Genomic DNA, 17,469 nt, shown 5'->3' on the forward strand with positions numbered 1-17,469 from the left:
TGCAGGGTTGCTATTCCTTTTACTTTATCTGCGTATTTTTCCACTTTTCTAATCGTTTTGCAAATATTGGATATAAAATAAGTATGAATATCGCATTAGCTAGAACCGACGGGATTAAACGATATATAAAATAATCTGTCCAGGTAGTATTCATAATTCCTACCACATAGTAAATAACATTTATGATTAACTCAGCAATCGTTATACTTATTATACCAAACAATAGCGCGGAATAAATATTACTATGTAACATCTTCCTCAATTCAAGAATCACGTAAATAACTACAGCGTATGTAAACATATATACACCTAGAATCCCAGTGTAGGCGATATCAATCAATAATCCAAAAATAAAGGCATACATGATGGCATAGTAGGAATTTTGTCGATCATAGAAAATCGCAATTAATACCAGAAACATAAGGACCCAATGTGGAGTTATCATTAGATTACTGTCCAGCAGACTGCTCGGAAGAATATCTAAAGCTACCCCTTCTAGAGCAACAAGAATTAGCAGAATAAGGGGGAGGAATATATGCCTCATTCCTCATCCCCCTCTTCACCGCTTAAAACTCTATCTACTACAACAACGTTATTTATATCATACAGATTAGCTGCTGGCTCGACCAGTGCAGTTCTTGTTAGTCCGTATTGGTCTGGAATAACCTCTTTCACCTTTCCAATTGGTAATCCTGCTGGGAATACCCCACCCATTCCAGAGGAGACAACTAGCTCACCTTTCTTCAGATCTTGATCAGAGTCTTCTATTATTCGAAGAATAAGAGAATTCGATTCCCTGTCATATGCCTCTATCAAACCAAAAATATCATTTCCTTTTTCTCGAGAAATAGTTGCTGATATTCGGTTAAATTCATCAAAACCTGTTAATAGTTGAACAGTTGAGGTTTGTTGTGAAGCACGTTGGATTTTTCCAATCATTCCATCTGCGGTAATAACTGCCATATTCTCTTTTACCCCATCAAGCTTACCCTTATTGATGGTTACCTGTTCAATCCAACGCTCTGGTGACCTTGCTGTAACAGTCGCATGAATTGGATTATAGGAGCGTATAGAATCTGCTTTATCTAAAAGCTTTCTTAACTCTTCATTTTCTTCTTTAATTTCCTGTACTTCATAGATTAAACCTTTGTATTGTGCAAGCTTTTCTCGTAATACTTCATTTTCTTCGTATGTATCACGAACATCGCCTATATTCCCCACGAGATTGGTAACAAATTTAACAGGAGCTGAAATGACATTTTGAACAGTTCCAATAACGTCGCTGACAAATTGTTCACCTATCGACAATTTAGAACGATTTCCTAGGGAATATCCTATCAGAACAACAAGTACAATAATCCCTATTAATATAATAAATAACCTCTTTTTACGAAATAAAGACATCAAAACACCCACTTATTCTACGGTTGGACGAGTAGATACATTCGGCTGCGCTTTGAAATGCTGAATATATTCCAAAGACTTGCCTGTTCCAATAACAACACTGTCCAGCGGACTTTCAGTTATAAAAACTGGCATTTTCGTCTCATCACTTAATACTCGATCAAGATTACGTAATAATGAACCACCACCAGATAAGACGATTCCACGATCCATTATATCAGCAGCTAACTCTGGTGGTGTTTTTTCTAAAGTTATCTTAACCGCATACACAATTGCATCTACTGTATCCTTTAGTGCCGTAGCTATTTCATTTTCATCTATTGCTATTGTTTTTGGTAGTCCAGTTAGTAAGTCCCGCCCACGAATCTCCATTGATAAATTTTCAATATTGGTATCACTGGCTGTTCCTATTTCCATTTTAATCTGTTCTGCAGTTCTTTCGCCAATTAATAAGTTATAGTTTTTGCGAATATGTTGAATAATGGCCTCGTCCATATCATCACCAGCAACACGAATTGACTCACTCGTTACAATACCACCTAGTGAAATGACTGCGACCTCTGTAGTGCCACCGCCAATATCAACAATCATGCTTCCAGTTGGCTCCCAAACCGGCAGTCCAGCACCAATAGCCGCAGCAAAAGGCTCTGCTATAGGAAATGCATCCTTTGCTCCCGCTTGTTTCGTGGCGTCAATTACTGCTCGTTCTTCAACCATCGTAATTCCAGATGGTACACAGATCATAACATTTGGTTTTTTTGCAAAATAAGACCGATTACGCATCGCCCGTTTAATATAATATTGCATCATTGATGCTGTTGTATCATAATCTGCAATTACCCCATCTCTCATTGGGCGAATAACAGAAATATTCCCAGGGCTTCTGCCAATCATATTCTTAGCTGCGCTTCCGACCGCTTCAATTTCTCCAGTCTCCATATTCTTTGCAACAACAGAGGGTTCTCTTAATACCACACCCTTGCCTTTAATAAAAACCAATGTATTTGCAGTTCCTAAATCAATTCCCAAATCCTGAGATAGTCCAATAATCCCCAATAAAATCTCCCTCTCCAACTCCAATTCGGTATTCATTAACAGTAGCATAACTAACTTCTATATATTTTATGTGAAGCCCTTCATAATATAATTCGAATAGTAATTGATTAAAAACGATATGTATGGAAAGAACCTTTCCAATTCTAAGAGCGCCACCTTCAAGATGATATGAAAATGGCGCTAGCTTTTCATCTATACATAATTATACGAGAAAACCAAAAAAATTGATAGTACTATAGGTATCCTTTTTCCTTTAATGATACAAATTTACGATCACCAATAACTAAATGATCTAATAATTCTATTCCAATCATTTTACCTGATTCCGCTAAGCGCCTTGTAACGTGGATATCTTCTTGTGATGGTGTGGGGTCACCTGAGGGATGATTATGTGCGACAATGATTGATGCCGCGGAGCGCTTGACCGCTTCACGGAACACTTCTCTTGGATGAACGATCGAAGCATTTAGGCTACCAATGAAAATAGTTTGCCTGTGGATAATTTGATTTTTTGTATTTAAAAAAAGTACGACAAAATGCTCCTGATTCAAATTACGAAGTTCTTCCATAATATAATCAGCACCATCCTCCGGTGAACGTATGACGTATTTTTCACTTGCCTTGTATTGACTTAATCGTTTACCCAGTTCTAAGGCGGATAAAATTAATACTCCCTTCGCACTTCCTATTCCTTTAATTGCTGTAAGCTCCTCAATGGTAGCATCCTTCAATAGCTTGAGACCTTCAAAATGCATTAATAAGCGATTAGCAAGTGCCATAACGGATTCATCTTTTGTTCCACTGCCTAACAAAATGGCTAATAATTCTTGATTTGATAAATGACTTGCTCCTAAGCTTAACAGTCTTTCTCTCGGACGATCTTCCTTAGGAACATCCTTTATCATGATTGTTGAAGATTTCAATTGGTTATCCTCCCTTCATTTTCTAAATAGAATAGCTTAGACTCAAGGGCGTGACAAATTGAAATAAAATTATTTTCATTTCTTAAACGAACCATAAAATTCAAGAGACAGTATGAAAAATAATATTTTTCATACTGTCTCTACATTAAAAATAAAAAATTACTACTCTTCTAATTTTATTTTTCCAGATGCTAACCAATCCTCATATGCATTAGCCATTTCCATTAATAATGTACCTGTTCCTTTCCCCTCTTGCTTTAATACCTCACGTAAACTTGCTGTAAAACTAGTTAAATGCTCTGTTTTGTTTGGTGCATCATCAATAAGTTTTTTCCAGGTTTCCTTATTGATACTGCCGTTTTGCAGTGCATTATTCCAATCCTTTTGGAAAACAGTAATCCAGTTATATTCCTCTTCCGTAAGCTCAAGCTTTGACTCACTAATTTGCCATTCTTTCACATATACTTCAATATTGTTGTTTGCTAGTGATAATGCATCCTCTTGTAGGGAAACTTTTGAATCCGCCATATTAACTAGTAAATAAAATTGATTCTCACGTTGCCATATAATTGGCGCATATCCTAAATCTGTATATTTACCTAATTCTGTTTCAGCATTTGCAGATTCGGAATATACCCCGCCCTGCAACACATATGCAGATAATGCATCAAGTGTAAAAGAGGATAATTCAACAGAATCAGCCTTCTTATTTTCTTTACCGTCCTCACCCTCTGCTGGTAAAACATTAGCTGGTGTTGGGTTCAGCTCATTATCAAAGTTTACAATTATTTTGAGCATGACAAAACCCATGATAGAGCCTATTGCCAAAGCAGAAATGATTGCAATAAGAATTGGCTTAAACATGGAAAAGGTACTTTGTTTTTTCATCTTAGATTTAGATATCATCAGTGACTTGTCATACTCTCTAGCAAAAGTATGAATGCGATCACTTGATTCTTCAGCAGCTGCTGCTTCTGTGTGAGCCAATGTTTCCACTTTTTTACGACCGTCATCACCCTTAGCAGAATTTATTTTCTTTTTGTGTCCATCAATCCTTACAACTATTGGTCCTTTAGCAGACATTTGCTGTTCCCCTCACTTTGCTAGATTAGTTTGTTTTACTCTAGCATAATTCTATTAAAAAGTAAGAGGAATATTGTCAGTCCTCAAATGTTTTTTTCTACATATACTGCGAAAGTTTATCTCCATTTGCACTATTAATTAATGATCTAACTAATCCTATAAAGTGTAATGATCCAGCGAAAAAGTAAGCACTATTGCTCTCTTTATCCGAAAGAACCACCTTCTCGACAAGCTCTTTCCAATTTGAATTGATTTTTACATTATTAGCTTGAAGCTGTCTTCCTAGCTCATCTGCTTCTTCCGCTCTCGGACTATCAAAGGTTGTAAGAAATACGGTCTGAAAATAAGGAATTGCTTCCAGTATCATTTGCTTTAACTCTTTATCCCGGAAGCCTGCGAAGATTAATATTTTCTCTCTATCTCCATATTCAGATTGAACGGTTTGTAAAAATGCATTCATTCCAGCTGGATTGTGAGCACCATCAACGATAATAGAAGGCTGTTCCATTAGCCTTTCAAACCTACCCTCAAGCTTAGCAAGTTGAAATGCCTTTTGTACCTTTACCCAATCTAAAGAAAATCCGGCATCTATTAATTGGTGAATAGCCATCAAGGCTGTTGAGGCATTTTCGATTTGATGGCGTCCCTTCATGTTTATTGTGATAGGTAGAGAGAAATCGTTATACTCCCATTGGAAGCTCTGCGAATTTTGTTGGATCATGATTTTACTAGCCTTATATTCCTGACTATACTGATATATTGTCGAATTTTTGGAGGCTGCCTCCTTTACAATAATTTCTAGAGAGGCACTATCTACTTTTCCTACAACAGTAGGTATTTGATCCTTGATAATTCCCGCTTTATGATAAGCAATTTTTTCTATAGTATCACCCAAAAAATAAGCATGGTCCATAGCAATATTTGTTATAATGGACAAAATAGGAGAGATGCAGTTTGTAGCATCCTCTCTACCTCCCATACCACATTCAATAAGGGCAATATCAACAGATTCTGCAAAATACATAAAGGCGATTACCGTAATAATTTCAAACTCTGTTGGATACATTTTTTTTGTATCTAATCGTTCTATGGTAGGTAATAGCTTATTTAGGTAGGTTAAGAAGGACTCGGCACCAATAGGCTTATCGTTAATGTAAATATGGCCAGTTATGCCTGTTAAACTAGGTGAGGTAAAAACACCGACTGTATAGTTATTCTGAATGAATGCTTCTTTTATATATGTTAGTGTTGAACCTTTTCCGTTTGTTCCTGCAATATGAATTGCTTTTATTTTATCTTGAGGATTGTTCTGTGATTCTAGTAACTGATACATGCGGTCAAGTCCAGGTTTAATCCCATAGTTTTTTCTATCCCGAAAGAAATGATTAACCTGCTCTAGACTAGTAAACATTGCTTCACCATCTTTCTATTAATCGAAAAAATTATAGCACAAATAAGAAAGGAAAAGGTCAATTGAGTAAAACAGGTTGGATTATATACAATGGAAACTTGCCTGGTAATAAGTTTTTGGATTTTGCTGAAATGATTCGAGATGCTGCAAATAGACTTGGTTCAAATGCTCAAATTATTAAAAACAATGATCTCCTCACATTATTCGGAGACAGACAAATCGGCCTATTATCCGAAAGTGAATTACCGGATTATATTGTATTTACAGATAAAGATATCTATTTAGCTAGACAACTAGAATTATTAGGCGTTCCAGTTTTTAATTCTTCACATGTGATTGAGACTAGTGATGATAAAATTGCTACCTATCAGATTTTGGCAAAGCATCAGCTACCAATTCCAAAGACAATAGTAGCTCCTAAGGTATTTTATAGTCGTAAAGAAAAGTATTTACCAAATCTTGACACAATTATTGAGCAGCTTGGTCTACCTATGATTGTGAAAGAAGCATTTGGATCATTTGGAGAACAGGTATACCTCGTCCATTCCAAGGAGGAGCTTAAAGAAAAAGTAATCGAGCTTTACGGAAAACCGTTTATGTTTCAAGAATTTGTCCATTCAAGCTTTGGAAAGGATCTTCGAATACAAGTGGTTGGTAATCGAGTAGTTGCTGCGATGAAACGTACTGCAAATCATGATTTTCGAGCTAATGTAACAGCTGGGGGGAATATAGAGGCATTCGAACCTTCTGAACAAGCAAAAAAGGTTGCCATTTCAGCAGCAAAAGCGATCGGGGCTGATTTTTGCGGAGTAGATTTACTTTATGGTTCTGAGGGTAATTTTATCATTTGCGAAATTAATTCTAATGCACATATTCGTAATCTATATAACTGTACAGGAATTAATGCAGCAGATGCAATTATGGAGCATGTATTACATGCAGTGAGGGATAAAAATGATTAATGGTTGGCTTATTTATAGTGGTCGAGATGCAATAGAAAATAAAGCCTATATTGAATGGTTTATCGAGGAAGGGAAAAAACAATCCTTACACATAGCGTTAATTCTCCGGGAACATCTATCCATAGGAATATACCAAAATATGCATTCTGTTTTGTATCATGGAGTTCATGTTGATTTACCCAGATTTGCTATTGTTCGGACAGTAGAGCCTATGATGAATCGAATACTAGAGGAATTAGGTGTATCTGTCTTTAATTCCTCTACTTTATCAGAGATATGTAATGATAAAGCAAGAACCTATTTCGAAGTGGCAAAGCTTGGAATTCCAATGGTCGATACTGTCTTTATAAAAAGAGAGAATATACTGGAGACACCTCCTATGTCTTATCCATTTGTTATAAAAGAAGTAGCTGGTAGAGGTGGGAAAAACGTCTTTTTAATCAAGAATTTTGAGGAATGGGTTGCATATACTCAACAGCTAACCGCTTCAGATTATGTTATACAATCAACAGAAGTACAGCTAGGTAAAGATCTACGGGTTTTTGTTGTCGGTAGTGAGATTGTTGGAGCGGTTATGCGTATGAGTCAATCCGACTTTCGTGCTAATTATAAGCTTGGTGGTTCGGCAACTTGGTATCCATTAAATAGCGATGAGAAGAAATTAATATTTAAAATAACTTCACAATTTGATTTCGGGATGGTTGGCATCGATTTTTTAATTGGACATCAAGGTGAATTATTATTTAATGAAATTGAAGATGTTGTTGGCTCTAGAACACTTAGTGCTGTAAGTGATGTGAATATTTTAGAGAAATATGTCACATTCATAAAAGAAAGAGTAGCAAAGGATATATAGTGGTATATATCCCCTGCTACTCTTGTTTCCATCTTAACCTATCCTTTTAACTCTTCAAGTCGTGCCTTTACAGCAGCTTGTTTTTCTAAATAGTCTTGTTCTTTTTTCTTTTCTTCATCAATTACGGCTTGTGGAGCTTTTGATATAAAGCCTTGATTTTGAAGCTTCTTCTGAACTCGTTCAACTTCTTTATTCCACTTATCAAGCTCTTTCTCTAAACGAGCAATTTCCTTATCAAAATCAATTAATCCCTCTAGCGGTAAGAAAATTTCAGCACCCGTTACGACAGCTGACATCGCCTTATCAGGAGCATCAATTGCAGTAGATATCGTTAATTCGCTTGGATTACAGAAGCGTTCCACATAATGACGGTTGTTTTCAAGCTCAGCAACGATAGACTCATCCTTTGCTTGAATCAATAAGTTAATTTGCTTCGACATTGGTGTATCCACTTCAGCGCGAATATTTCTTACTGACTTGATAATAGCAACTAACCGTTTCATTTCTTCTGAAGCTTTTTCATCATGGAAATTAGTATTAACTTCCGGCCATTTGGCAATAGTGATGGATTCACCTTCATGAGGAAGCTTTTGCCAGATTTCCTCTGTAACAAATGGCATAAATGGATGTAAGAGCCTCATGGTTTGATCTAGTACATGAGCAAGTACAGAGCGTGTAGTCTTTTTCGCATGTTCGTCTTCACCATATAGCGGAATCTTCGCCATCTCAATATACCAATCACATAATTCATCCCAAATGAAATTATGCAGATGACGACCTGCTTCACCAAATTCATATTTATTCGTATTTCTTGTTACTTGTTCAATCGTTTCATTTAATTGCGTTAATATCCATTTATCTGCGAGCGAGAGTTCACCTGTTAAATCAATGTCCTCATACGTAAAGCCTTCCATATTCATTAAAGAGAATCGTGAAGCATTCCAAATTTTATTAACAAAGTTCCAGGTGGATTCTACCTTTTCCCAATGGAAACGCATATCCTGACCTGGAGAAGTGCCGGTTAATAAGAAATATCGTAAAGAATCAGCACCATATTTTTCAATCACGTCCATAGGGTCAACACCATTACCTAGGGATTTACTAAATTTTCTTCCTTGCTCATCTCGAATTAATCCATGAAGTAATACGTCTTTAAAAGGTCGTTTTCCTGTAAATTCCTTTGATTGGAAGATCATTCGAGCCACCCAGAAGAAGATAATGTCATATCCAGTAATTAATACATCTGTAGGGAAGTAGCGTTTTAAGTCCTCTGAGTCTTCATTTGGCCAGCCCATCGTGGAGAATGGCCACAGTGCACTTGAGAACCATGTGTCTAATACATCCTCATCCTGATTCCAATTTTCAATATCTGCAGGTGCTTCTTTTCCTACATATAGTTCACCAGTCTCTTTATGATACCAAGCTGGAATACGGTGACCCCACCATAGTTGACGACTGATACACCAATCTCGGATGTTCTCCATCCAGTTAAAATACGTATTCTCGAATCGTTTTGGAACAAAATTGATTTTATCATCTGTATCCTGCAATGCTAAAGCTGCATCAGCAAGTGGCTGCATTTTTACAAACCATTGTGTTGACAAATACGGTTCAACAACTGCCCCACTTCGCTCAGAATGTCCTACTTGGTGAATATGCTCTTCAATCTTAAATAATACACCAAGCTCCTGAAGATCTTTAACGATTTGCTTTCGGCACGCAAATCTGTCCATATCCTTGTACTTACCTGCGTTATGGTTCATTGTGCCGTCTTCATTCATAACTAAAACACGTTCTAAATCATGACGATTGCCAATCTCAAAGTCATTTGGATCATGTGCTGGGGTAATTTTCACTGCTCCAGATCCAAATTCCATATCAACATAGTCATCAGCAACAATCGGAATTTCACGTCCAGTTATTGGAAGAACGACCGTTTTACCAATTAAATGCTGATAGCGCTCGTCTTTTGGGTGTACTGCAACTGCAGTATCCCCTAGCATAGTTTCTGGTCTTGTCGTAGCAATCTCAATTGTTTCATCACTATCTTTAATTGGATATTTCATATGATAGAAATTACCTTTAATTTCTTTGTAAATTACCTCAATATCCGATAATGCTGTTTTTGTTTCAGGATCCCAGTTGATGATGTATTCACCACGATAAATTAGCCCTTTTTCATATAGCGTTACAAAGACCTCTTTTACGGCTTCTGATAACCCATCATCTAGCGTAAACCGCTCTCTGGAGTAATCTAACCCCAAACCAAGCTTTTCCCATTGTGAACGGATAAAATCTGCATACTCTTCCTTCCATTCCCAAGCTTTTTCAAGAAACTTATCTCTACCCAACTCGTAGCGGTTAGTACCTTCTTCTCTTAATCTTGCTTCAACTTTAGCCTGGGTTGCAATACCAGCATGGTCCATTCCTGGAAGCCACAATACATCATAGCCCTGCATCCGCTTCATTCGAGATACAGTATCCTGCATAGTAGTATCCCAAGCATGACCGAGGTGAAGACGTCCAGTTACATTTGGTGGTGGAATAACGATGGAGAACGGCTCTTTATCTGGGTCACCTGTTGCTTCAAAGTACTTACCTTCTAGCCAGAATTTGTAGCGATTTTGTTCAACTGCTTGATGATCATACTTCGGTGGAAGTGAACTGTTATTTTCCTGCATTTTTATCAGCCTCCTTATTAAATACAAAAAGCCCTTCTCATCCTTAATTAAAGGACGAAAAGGGCATTATTCCGTGGTACCACCTTTGTTTACAGGTCTAAAAAAACCTATACACTCATTACTTGATAACGGTAATTAACCGGCATACTCTTACTCTTATATTCGGAGTAGCTGCATCAAGGGCGACCTTCCAAAAGGTAATTCCGAGAAAACTTTCACCAAATGTTTTCCTCTCTAAACGGTTACGCTTCTGTACTCTTCCCAATCATTTGCTTCATTTATAGTTTTATTTTCTTATTTTAGTCAATTTCTGTTCATAAATCAACTATTAAATGAATCATTGCACAAATCACCTTTGTTTATACATATAGTATTAAGAAAAGCGATGCTAAGTGAATACCAAATCACATAACGTGTTACCTTACGGAGGTGAATTTGCATGAGTAGATATTATCGATATCGATTACCACCTTGGGCATTAAAATGTTTAATTGTTGTTGAAAGCGTGACCTTACCAATACTAATCTTCCAGCTTATTCGGACTATTATTTTCCCAACTTCATTTGACGTATTGCTTACTCTGTTTTTAGCGTTTATATTTATTTCATTTTATCTTAAATGGATTTAAATTTCACTACTCTCATCAAGTGAAACCATTTCATACTCTGCCTCAATAAATTCAGAAAAACGGATACCAAATAATAGTTGTCGATGAAGCCTCTGAAGCTGGATTACCTGATTTATCGTACTGTCCTCGGAACTATCATTGACATATCGTTCAATTGCTTGGAGATATTGCGATGGATCCATTAAATAAATACAAAGTAGAATCAACTCATGAATTAAAAGCTTGTTCTCGTCCATGTAGTTGTTAAATTTACTCAGTAATGATTCACCTTCATTGTCATAATGAAGCGTCCTATCCTTTAGAAAATGGGACAAATCTATAATAGGATTATCATACTTGGAACGCTCCCAATTGATGAAAAAGGTTCGTTCCCCATGAAGGATATGGCTACCCGATAAGTTACCATGGCAGAGACAAACTTGCCACTCTGAAATATCAGATTGATACTCTAGATACTGCTCTAGCCTTCTATCCATTAAAAAGAAAGCCTTCAGTATATCACGGCATTGCGTGCAGACTAGTAGTTCTACCGGTGACATAAAATGTCTAGACTCGAATAATTCTACATGACCCAATAGTGCTTTTCGTAAATCATATATTTGTTTTTGGTAGATTAAAAAGCTTTCTCTTGATTGTTCTCGTGACGACTCTGTCAATGTATGGATTTTCCTTGTTTTAGCATGAATATAGCCTAAGGTTTGATAGACTTTATCAATAAATAATGACCTATGGTGAGATTCAATCCATGGTGTTAAGTAATATACCTCATTCCCATTCCCTGCATATAAATCTCCTCTATGGTTTATATACACAGGTATTATATGCTGTAGATTCTCAGCTTGAGCAACACGATATACATCATGCCAGAATGGAAGTGTATCGTTATTGAGGATACTTTTCTTTAACGCAAAGGTCTGATTATTACTTTTAACGTAATAAACTCTATCTGTATACTTTTCAATTTCAACAGGATAGACGCGAAAGGCTTCTAAAATACCTCGTACATTTTCCAAGCTACTCACCACCTAAAATAAGCTCCATTAATATACCCCTTGGCAAAAAAGACAAGGGGTTTCTAATTCGTTCCATTTACTTTTTTATGGGAATATACAGTAGTTGACCTTCTGTTACATCATCTTCCTCTAATTGATTATAATTTCGAATTTGGAGGGTTGATGTTTCATATTTTTCAGCAATAGACTCTAATGTATCTCTATCCTGTACAATGCAGAGCTTCAGTTTAAAATATTCCTCTTCAGAACTTCGGAATATATCAGATAGATAAGTTAAATCAGTCTTTTCCTCCCTACTTTCATGACTTTCCATTTTGGAGCTAGAGCTAGAACTAGATTCTTTTATGGATGAAGATTCCTCCAAAACCTCTACTTCTGGCACTTTATTTTTGTTGAAAAATTGTTCGAAGGTCTGAGATTCCTTCTTAAACTTCCAGCGATCACTTTCCATTTCATCATCGAGGTCATTTTTTACATCTTCTTCTATTCCGACAGGCTCCTCAAAACTGGAAGACTCTAGCTCTGGCTTTACATCAAATTCAAAGGTATTACCAGCGTCTCTTGATTCGATTAGTTCCTCTTCTGATTCCTCAACTACGGATTCTGGATCCTCGTCCTCTACTTCTTCAACTCGATTATTTATACCATGAATTTCAATCGTGGATCGTAAGTTGAGATGGTTTGGTTCTGGTAATTCATAATCAAACTCTGAAATCGTAACTAACACATCATTCAAATTTTCAACACGGTAGGATGGAACCGTTATCTCAACTGGAAAACGATGCATAAATTCGGCACTCCCATAGGATGTATCCGTTACACGTTCCATATAACGCCTCGAATCATAGGATTCAAAATAGGAATCGGCTTCATCCTCCTCATCGAATAGTTCAAGCTTTTGATAGGAACCTTGTAATTCTACTACTCCCCTAATGGAGATATAATCCGTAAACTCTTGAATTGAAATCTCTGGGTCCAAGGATATCCCCATAATCTCTTCGACTTCTTGGCCCTTCTCAAAATACAGTGATTCATTTAAATCAAAGCGGAATACTGATTGTTCATTTGCCAAGTTGTTTCCTCCCTTCAACACATACATACCATATGCTCTATCTTTAATTATCTATATGAGTCAAGGTATAAGGATATGCTAACTAGGTAAAAAGTGTTTTGAGATAACGTACATGATAGTGGTATAGATAAACATCATATAGACTTGTGAAAATAGATAAAATGAAGTACACGATAAGCTTCATTTTGATTATCTATGTGGTAATGAAATGATGTTTAGCGTTGCTCTAAACGTCATTTTAACGCATAAATGCTAAAACATTGATGCATAGAAACGTTATAAACATCATTTTTATATGTATTCGGATGTGAAATGATGTGTAAAAATGCTAAGAAAAGAAAAAGGCTATTCCAATTTTATTGGAACAGCCCTCCTATTATTTTAAGGTAGAAAAAGCTTTTCTCGCTGCTTTTATTGTTTTATCAATATCTTCTTCTGTATGTGCAGTTGATAAGAATAATCCCTCGAATTGTGACGGTGGTAAGAATACGCCCTCTTCCGCCATTGTTCGGTAGTATTTCTTGAAGTACTCCAAATTCGATTTTGATGCTGTTTCAAAGTTGACTACTGGCTCCTCAGCAAAGAAGATGCCAACCATTGATCCCGCACGATTAATTTGAAGTGGTATTTCATAATCTTCTGCTGCTTGTTTATAGCCTTCAACAAGTTGATCTACTCGTTTATTAATATTTGAGTAGGACTCTTTCGTTAAAGCATGTAGTGTTTCATAGCCTGCTGTCATCGCTAATGGATTACCAGATAATGTACCTGCCTGATAGATTGGGCCTGCTGGTGCAACTTGTTGCATAATTTCCCGTTTGCCACCATAAGCTCCAACTGGTAATCCCCCTCCAATTACTTTTCCTAAACAGGTCAAGTCTGGTGTTATGCCAAAATAACCCTGTGCACAATTATAGTCAACACGGAAACCAGTCATCACCTCGTCAAAAATAAGTAATGACCCATATTCTTCCGTAATCTTTCTTAAAAAGCTTAAGAAGTCATTTGTTGGTGGAACAACACCCATATTTCCACATACAGGTTCGGCTATAACAGCAGCAATGTTTTCACCATATCGTTCAAATGCTGCACGGACACCATCCTGGTCGTTATATGCTACAGTAATAGTATTTTGAGCAATTGATTTTGGTACACCAGGACTATCTGGTAGGCCTAATGTCGCGACTCCCGATCCCGCTTTAATTAATAATGAGTCACCATGACCATGGTAGCTTCCTTCAAATTTCAAGATAATATCTCTACCAGTATATCCTCGTGCAAGTCTTAGTGCACTCATCGTTGCCTCTGTACCAGAGTTAACCATCCTCACAACCTCTATAGATGGTACACGCTCAATTACTAGTTTAGCAAGTTTATTTTCCAAAAGCGTAGGTGCTCCGAAGCTAGTCCCATTCGCTATCACTTCATGAAGCCCTTGAACAACTCTTTCATCCGCATGACCCAAAATTAATGGTCCCCAGCTTAACACATAATCAATGTACTCATTACCATCGATATCCTTTATTTTAGAACCTTTTCCACTTTCCATAAAAATCGGATCCATACCGACTGACTTAAATGCACGTACAGGTGAATTCACCCCTCCAGGCATTAAATCTACTGCTTCTTTGTAAGCATCAATTGATCGATCATAACGATTCACACCAGTCACCTCACCATTAATTAGTTTCTTTAAGCCAAGCTGCTGCATCCTTTGCAAAATATGTGATGATTAAATCTGCTCCAGCACGTTTCATTGAGGTTAGCATTTCTAACACTAATTCTTTCTCATTAATCCATCCATTTTGTGCTGCTGCTTTTACCATCGAATACTCTCCACTTACATTGTATCCAACCACTGGAAGATTGAAGTTATTACGAACGTCACGTACAATGTCAAGGTATGAAAGTGTAGGCTTGACTATAAGAAAATCTGCGCCCTCTTCGACATCTGATTCAGCCTCTCTTAGTGCCTCAAGACGATTTGCTGGATCCATTTGATATGACCTACGATCCCCAAATTGTGGAGTACTATCGGCTGCATCACGGAATGGACCATAGAATGCTGATGCGTATTTTACTGCATATGACATAATTGGAATATTCGTAAAACCAGCTTCATCCAACGCCTGTCTGATTACCTTTACAAAACCATCCATCATGTTTGAAGGAGCAATAATATCTGCACCTGCTTTTGCCTGGGAAACAGCGGTTTTTGCTAATAATTCAAGTGATTCATCATTATCAACATCATGATTATGAATGACACCACAGTGACCATGTGATGTGTACTCACATAGACAAGTATCTGCAACTATAAGTAGCTCAGGATATTCGCGTTTAATAAGTCTCGTTGCCTCTTGTACAATTCCTGTTTCGATATAAGCGCCTGTTCCAACCTCATCCTTTTCATTTGGAACACCAAAGAGAATGACAGATTTAATCCCAAGTTCATAGACTTCTTTAACTTCATTAGAAAGTAAATCAAGAGAAACTTGAAATACTCCTGGCATAGAAGGTACTTCTTTCTTAACATTACTTCCTTCTACTACAAACATTGGATAGATAAAATCATCTACTCGTAAATGATTTTCTCTTACCATATCTCGCATAGCCTTTGATGAACGTAGACGGCGATGACGTTTAAAATCAGTAACATATTCCATAAAACTTCAGTCCTCTCATTTCGTTGTCTCACACATAGCCTGTACCATTCCTTCAATCGTGTACATGCTTGGTGAAATAGTATTTGTTATTCCCAGTTCCTTTGATTTATCTTCTGTTGTCTTACCGATACAAACGAAAACAGGGTTAGTTTGTAACCGCAAGACTCCATCTTGATACATCATGAAAGCCTCCACAGAGGAAGGGCTCGTAAAAGTAATATAGTCAAAATTCTTTGTACGTAATAGCCTTTTCAGCGTCACTTTTGCATCATCATTAAAGGTATTTTCATAAACAATAATTACTTCATATGGTATTCCTGCTTCCTTAAGACCAAGTGCAATAATATCTCTCGCACGGCTTCCTTGAACTAATAAAACCTTACCATTTACCTTATATTTTGCTAGAAATTCTTGAACTAAATTTTCTCCATCGTAAATTTCTGGTACAAGTTCAGCATGGTAACCATATTGTTTTAAGGCTTCCTCTGTCTTATGACCTACAACTGCAATATGAAGATTCGGTAGTTCCAAGTTACATTGTGAAAGAAGTTTAAAAAAACAATGAACACCATTAGAGCTCGTGAAAAATATCCATTCAAACCTGCTTAAATTCTGAATAAAGCTTTTGTTTTCATTGGTAATTTTACAAGAGATTTTAAGTAATGGTACTTCAAAAACTGCCCCACCGGACTCCTCTAGCATTTTAGTAAGTTTTCCGGCCTGTAACGCTTCTCTTGTATTTAATATTTTTTTACCGGAAAGTGGGAGTTGCATTACTTATCTAGCTCCTCTTTTACTTGCTCAATAATTTCTTTTGCACCTTGACCGAGAAGTTTTTCAGCGGCATCTTTTCCTACTTGTACAGGATCTGTACCTCGAACAATCTCTTTTAAAATCGTTTTCCCATCAGGTGTACCAACTAATGCAGTTAAAATAACTTCATCGTCTTCTAATTGTGCAAATCCACCTATAGGAATCTGACAGCCACCTTCAAGCAAGTTCAAATACGTTCTCTCAGCAGTAACCGTTTTCGTTGTATAAGCATCATTAATCTTAGCTAAAATGTTGTGAAGCTCTTGATCATCTTCGCGGCATTCAATTGCCAAAGCACCCTGCCCTACAGCAGGGACACAGACATCGATATCAAGATATTCAGTAATCAAGTCCTCACTAAGACCTACACGTTTAAGCCCAGAAACAGCTAATATGATTGCATCATAATCCTCTTCCTGCAATTTTCGTATTCTTGTCTCAATATTTCCCCTAATCCACTTAATTTGGATATCAGGCCTTTCTGCTAATAGCTGTGCAGCACGGCGAAGACTACTTGTTCCAACGATAGCTCCATGTGGTAAATCCTTAAAATTAATATTGTTTTTGGAAATTAGAGCATCACGGTGATCCTCTCTGATAGGAATAGCAGAGATAGCTAAGCCATCCGGTAGAACTGCTGGCATATCCTTCATACTATGGACAGCAAAGTCGATTTCCTTATCATATAGAGCTTGTTCAATTTCTTTTACAAACAAACCCTTCCCTCCGACTTTTGATAGCGTCACATCCAGTATGCGGTCACCCTTGGTAACAATTTTTTTTACTTCAAAATCATTTTCAACTCCAGCTTTTTTTAGTTCATTGATTACCCAATTTGTTTGTGTAAGAGCTAGGTTACTCTGTCTCGATCCAACTATGATTTTTCGCATGTCGTATTCCT

General features: G+C 36.9%; 16 protein-coding genes and 1 other annotated feature. Of the genes, 3 read left to right on the plus strand and 13 right to left on the minus strand.

Annotation, left to right across the window (positions count from 1 at the left end):
• Positions 1-19: 19 nt before the first annotated feature.
• The 6 genes from mreD to HNR27_RS07535 all read right to left on the minus strand — a co-directional run bounded on the left by mreD (position 20) and on the right by HNR27_RS07535 (position 5,877).
• A complete protein-coding gene (gene mreD / locus HNR27_RS07510; protein WP_429339293.1) occupies positions 20-544 on the minus strand; it encodes a rod shape-determining protein MreD in 525 nt (174 codons plus the stop codon).
• On the minus strand, positions 541-1,404 hold the full coding sequence (gene mreC, locus HNR27_RS07515; protein ID WP_429339294.1) for a rod shape-determining protein MreC: 864 nt from the start codon (positions 1,402-1,404) through the stop codon (positions 541-543). The genes mreD and mreC overlap by 4 nt, the downstream gene beginning before the upstream one ends.
• 12 nt (positions 1,405-1,416) lie before the next feature.
• Entirely contained in the window at positions 1,417-2,508 is a 1,092-nt protein-coding gene (locus HNR27_RS07520; RefSeq protein ID WP_429339295.1) for a rod shape-determining protein, read from the minus strand.
• 185 nt (positions 2,509-2,693) lie between these two features.
• A complete protein-coding gene (radC, locus tag HNR27_RS07525; protein ID WP_212921304.1) occupies positions 2,694-3,365 on the minus strand; it encodes a RadC family protein in 672 nt (223 codons plus the stop codon).
• 180 nt (positions 3,366-3,545) lie between these two features.
• Positions 3,546-4,466 (minus strand): hypothetical protein, encoded by a 921-nt coding sequence (locus HNR27_RS07530; RefSeq protein ID WP_429339296.1) that lies wholly within the window; start codon positions 4,464-4,466, stop codon positions 3,546-3,548.
• Positions 4,467-4,563: 97 nt separating this feature from the next.
• Positions 4,564-5,877 (minus strand): bifunctional folylpolyglutamate synthase/dihydrofolate synthase, encoded by a 1,314-nt coding sequence (locus HNR27_RS07535; RefSeq protein ID WP_429339297.1) that lies wholly within the window; start codon positions 5,875-5,877, stop codon positions 4,564-4,566.
• 62 nt (positions 5,878-5,939) lie between these two features.
• Between HNR27_RS07535 and HNR27_RS07540 the strand changes: the two genes are divergently transcribed.
• On the plus strand, positions 5,940-6,839 hold the full coding sequence (locus HNR27_RS07540) for an ATP-grasp domain-containing protein (RefSeq protein WP_429339298.1): 900 nt from the start codon (positions 5,940-5,942) through the stop codon (positions 6,837-6,839).
• Positions 6,832-7,695, plus strand: coding sequence for an ATP-grasp domain-containing protein (locus tag HNR27_RS07545; RefSeq protein ID WP_429339299.1), 864 nt, complete (start codon positions 6,832-6,834; stop codon positions 7,693-7,695). Before HNR27_RS07540 ends, HNR27_RS07545 begins: the two co-directional genes overlap by 8 nt.
• Before the next feature lie 38 nt (positions 7,696-7,733).
• Here HNR27_RS07545 and HNR27_RS07550 read toward each other — a convergent pair whose 3' ends face one another.
• Positions 7,734-10,376: a valine--tRNA ligase gene (locus HNR27_RS07550; protein WP_429339300.1), complete on the minus strand. Its 2,643-nt coding sequence runs from the start codon at positions 10,374-10,376 to the stop codon at positions 7,734-7,736.
• 47 nt (positions 10,377-10,423) lie between these two features.
• Positions 10,424-10,654 (minus strand) — a binding site (T-box leader).
• Positions 10,655-10,815: 161 nt separating this feature from the next.
• Between HNR27_RS07550 and HNR27_RS07555 the strand changes: the two genes are divergently transcribed.
• A complete protein-coding gene (locus HNR27_RS07555; protein WP_212921159.1) occupies positions 10,816-11,004 on the plus strand; it encodes a hypothetical protein in 189 nt (62 codons plus the stop codon).
• Here HNR27_RS07555 and HNR27_RS07560 read toward each other — a convergent pair.
• The 6 genes from HNR27_RS07560 to hemC all read right to left on the minus strand — a co-directional run bounded on the left by HNR27_RS07560 (position 11,001) and on the right by hemC (position 17,458).
• Positions 11,001-12,017: a phosphotransferase gene (locus tag HNR27_RS07560; RefSeq protein WP_429339301.1), complete on the minus strand. Its 1,017-nt coding sequence runs from the start codon at positions 12,015-12,017 to the stop codon at positions 11,001-11,003. The two genes, HNR27_RS07555 and HNR27_RS07560, sit on opposite strands and share 4 nt — an antisense overlap.
• A 76-nt stretch (positions 12,018-12,093) precedes the next feature.
• Positions 12,094-13,089, minus strand: a complete 996-nt coding sequence (gene spoVID, locus HNR27_RS07565) for a stage VI sporulation protein D (RefSeq protein WP_429339302.1) — start codon at positions 13,087-13,089, stop codon at positions 12,094-12,096.
• Between the two features lie 376 nt (positions 13,090-13,465).
• Positions 13,466-14,800 carry a glutamate-1-semialdehyde 2,1-aminomutase gene (gene hemL / locus HNR27_RS07570; protein WP_429339303.1) on the minus strand — a complete coding sequence of 445 codons (1,335 nt, stop codon included), beginning with the start codon at positions 14,798-14,800 and terminating at the stop codon, positions 13,466-13,468.
• Positions 14,769-15,755 (minus strand): porphobilinogen synthase, encoded by a 987-nt coding sequence (gene hemB / locus HNR27_RS07575; protein ID WP_429339304.1) that lies wholly within the window; start codon positions 15,753-15,755, stop codon positions 14,769-14,771. Before hemB ends, hemL begins: the two co-directional genes overlap by 32 nt.
• A gap of 15 nt (positions 15,756-15,770) precedes the next feature.
• Positions 15,771-16,529: a uroporphyrinogen-III synthase gene (locus HNR27_RS07580; protein WP_429339305.1), complete on the minus strand. Its 759-nt coding sequence runs from the start codon at positions 16,527-16,529 to the stop codon at positions 15,771-15,773.
• On the minus strand, positions 16,529-17,458 hold the full coding sequence (gene hemC, locus HNR27_RS07585) for a hydroxymethylbilane synthase (RefSeq protein ID WP_429339306.1): 930 nt from the start codon (positions 17,456-17,458) through the stop codon (positions 16,529-16,531). The genes HNR27_RS07580 and hemC overlap by 1 nt, the downstream gene beginning before the upstream one ends.
• Positions 17,459-17,469 lie beyond the last annotated feature (11 nt).

This window comes from Ornithinibacillus bavariensis (genome assembly GCF_050433565.1).
Classification (GTDB): Bacteria; Bacillota; Bacilli; order Bacillales; family Amphibacillaceae; genus Ornithinibacillus; species Ornithinibacillus bavariensis.

Excerpts from the sequence above, each read along its gene's own strand:
- HNR27_RS07535 (WP_429339297.1), bottom strand. The coding sequence starts at position 5,877 with ATGTTTACTAGTCTAGAGCAGGTTAATCATTTCTTTCGGGATAGAAAA.
- mreC (WP_429339294.1), bottom strand. The coding sequence starts at position 1,404 with ATGTCTTTATTTCGTAAAAAGAGGTTATTTATTATATTAATAGGGATT.
- hemC (WP_429339306.1), bottom strand. The coding sequence starts at position 17,458 with ATGCGAAAAATCATAGTTGGATCGAGACAGAGTAACCTAGCTCTTACA.
- HNR27_RS07545 (WP_429339299.1), top strand. The coding sequence starts at position 6,832 with ATGATTAATGGTTGGCTTATTTATAGTGGTCGAGATGCAATAGAAAAT.
- mreD (WP_429339293.1), bottom strand. The coding sequence starts at position 544 with ATGAGGCATATATTCCTCCCCCTTATTCTGCTAATTCTTGTTGCTCTA.
- HNR27_RS07550 (WP_429339300.1), bottom strand. The coding sequence starts at position 10,376 with ATGCAGGAAAATAACAGTTCACTTCCACCGAAGTATGATCATCAAGCA.
- HNR27_RS07580 (WP_429339305.1), bottom strand. The coding sequence starts at position 16,529 with ATGCAACTCCCACTTTCCGGTAAAAAAATATTAAATACAAGAGAAGCG.
- hemL (WP_429339303.1), bottom strand. The coding sequence starts at position 14,800 with ATGCAGCAGCTTGGCTTAAAGAAACTAATTAATGGTGAGGTGACTGGT.
- HNR27_RS07555 (WP_212921159.1), top strand. The coding sequence starts at position 10,816 with ATGAGTAGATATTATCGATATCGATTACCACCTTGGGCATTAAAATGT.
- radC (WP_212921304.1), bottom strand. The coding sequence starts at position 3,365 with ATGATAAAGGATGTTCCTAAGGAAGATCGTCCGAGAGAAAGACTGTTA.
- HNR27_RS07520 (WP_429339295.1), bottom strand. The coding sequence starts at position 2,508 with ATGCTACTGTTAATGAATACCGAATTGGAGTTGGAGAGGGAGATTTTA.
- hemB (WP_429339304.1), bottom strand. The coding sequence starts at position 15,755 with ATGGAATATGTTACTGATTTTAAACGTCATCGCCGTCTACGTTCATCA.
- HNR27_RS07530 (WP_429339296.1), bottom strand. The coding sequence starts at position 4,466 with ATGTCTGCTAAAGGACCAATAGTTGTAAGGATTGATGGACACAAAAAG.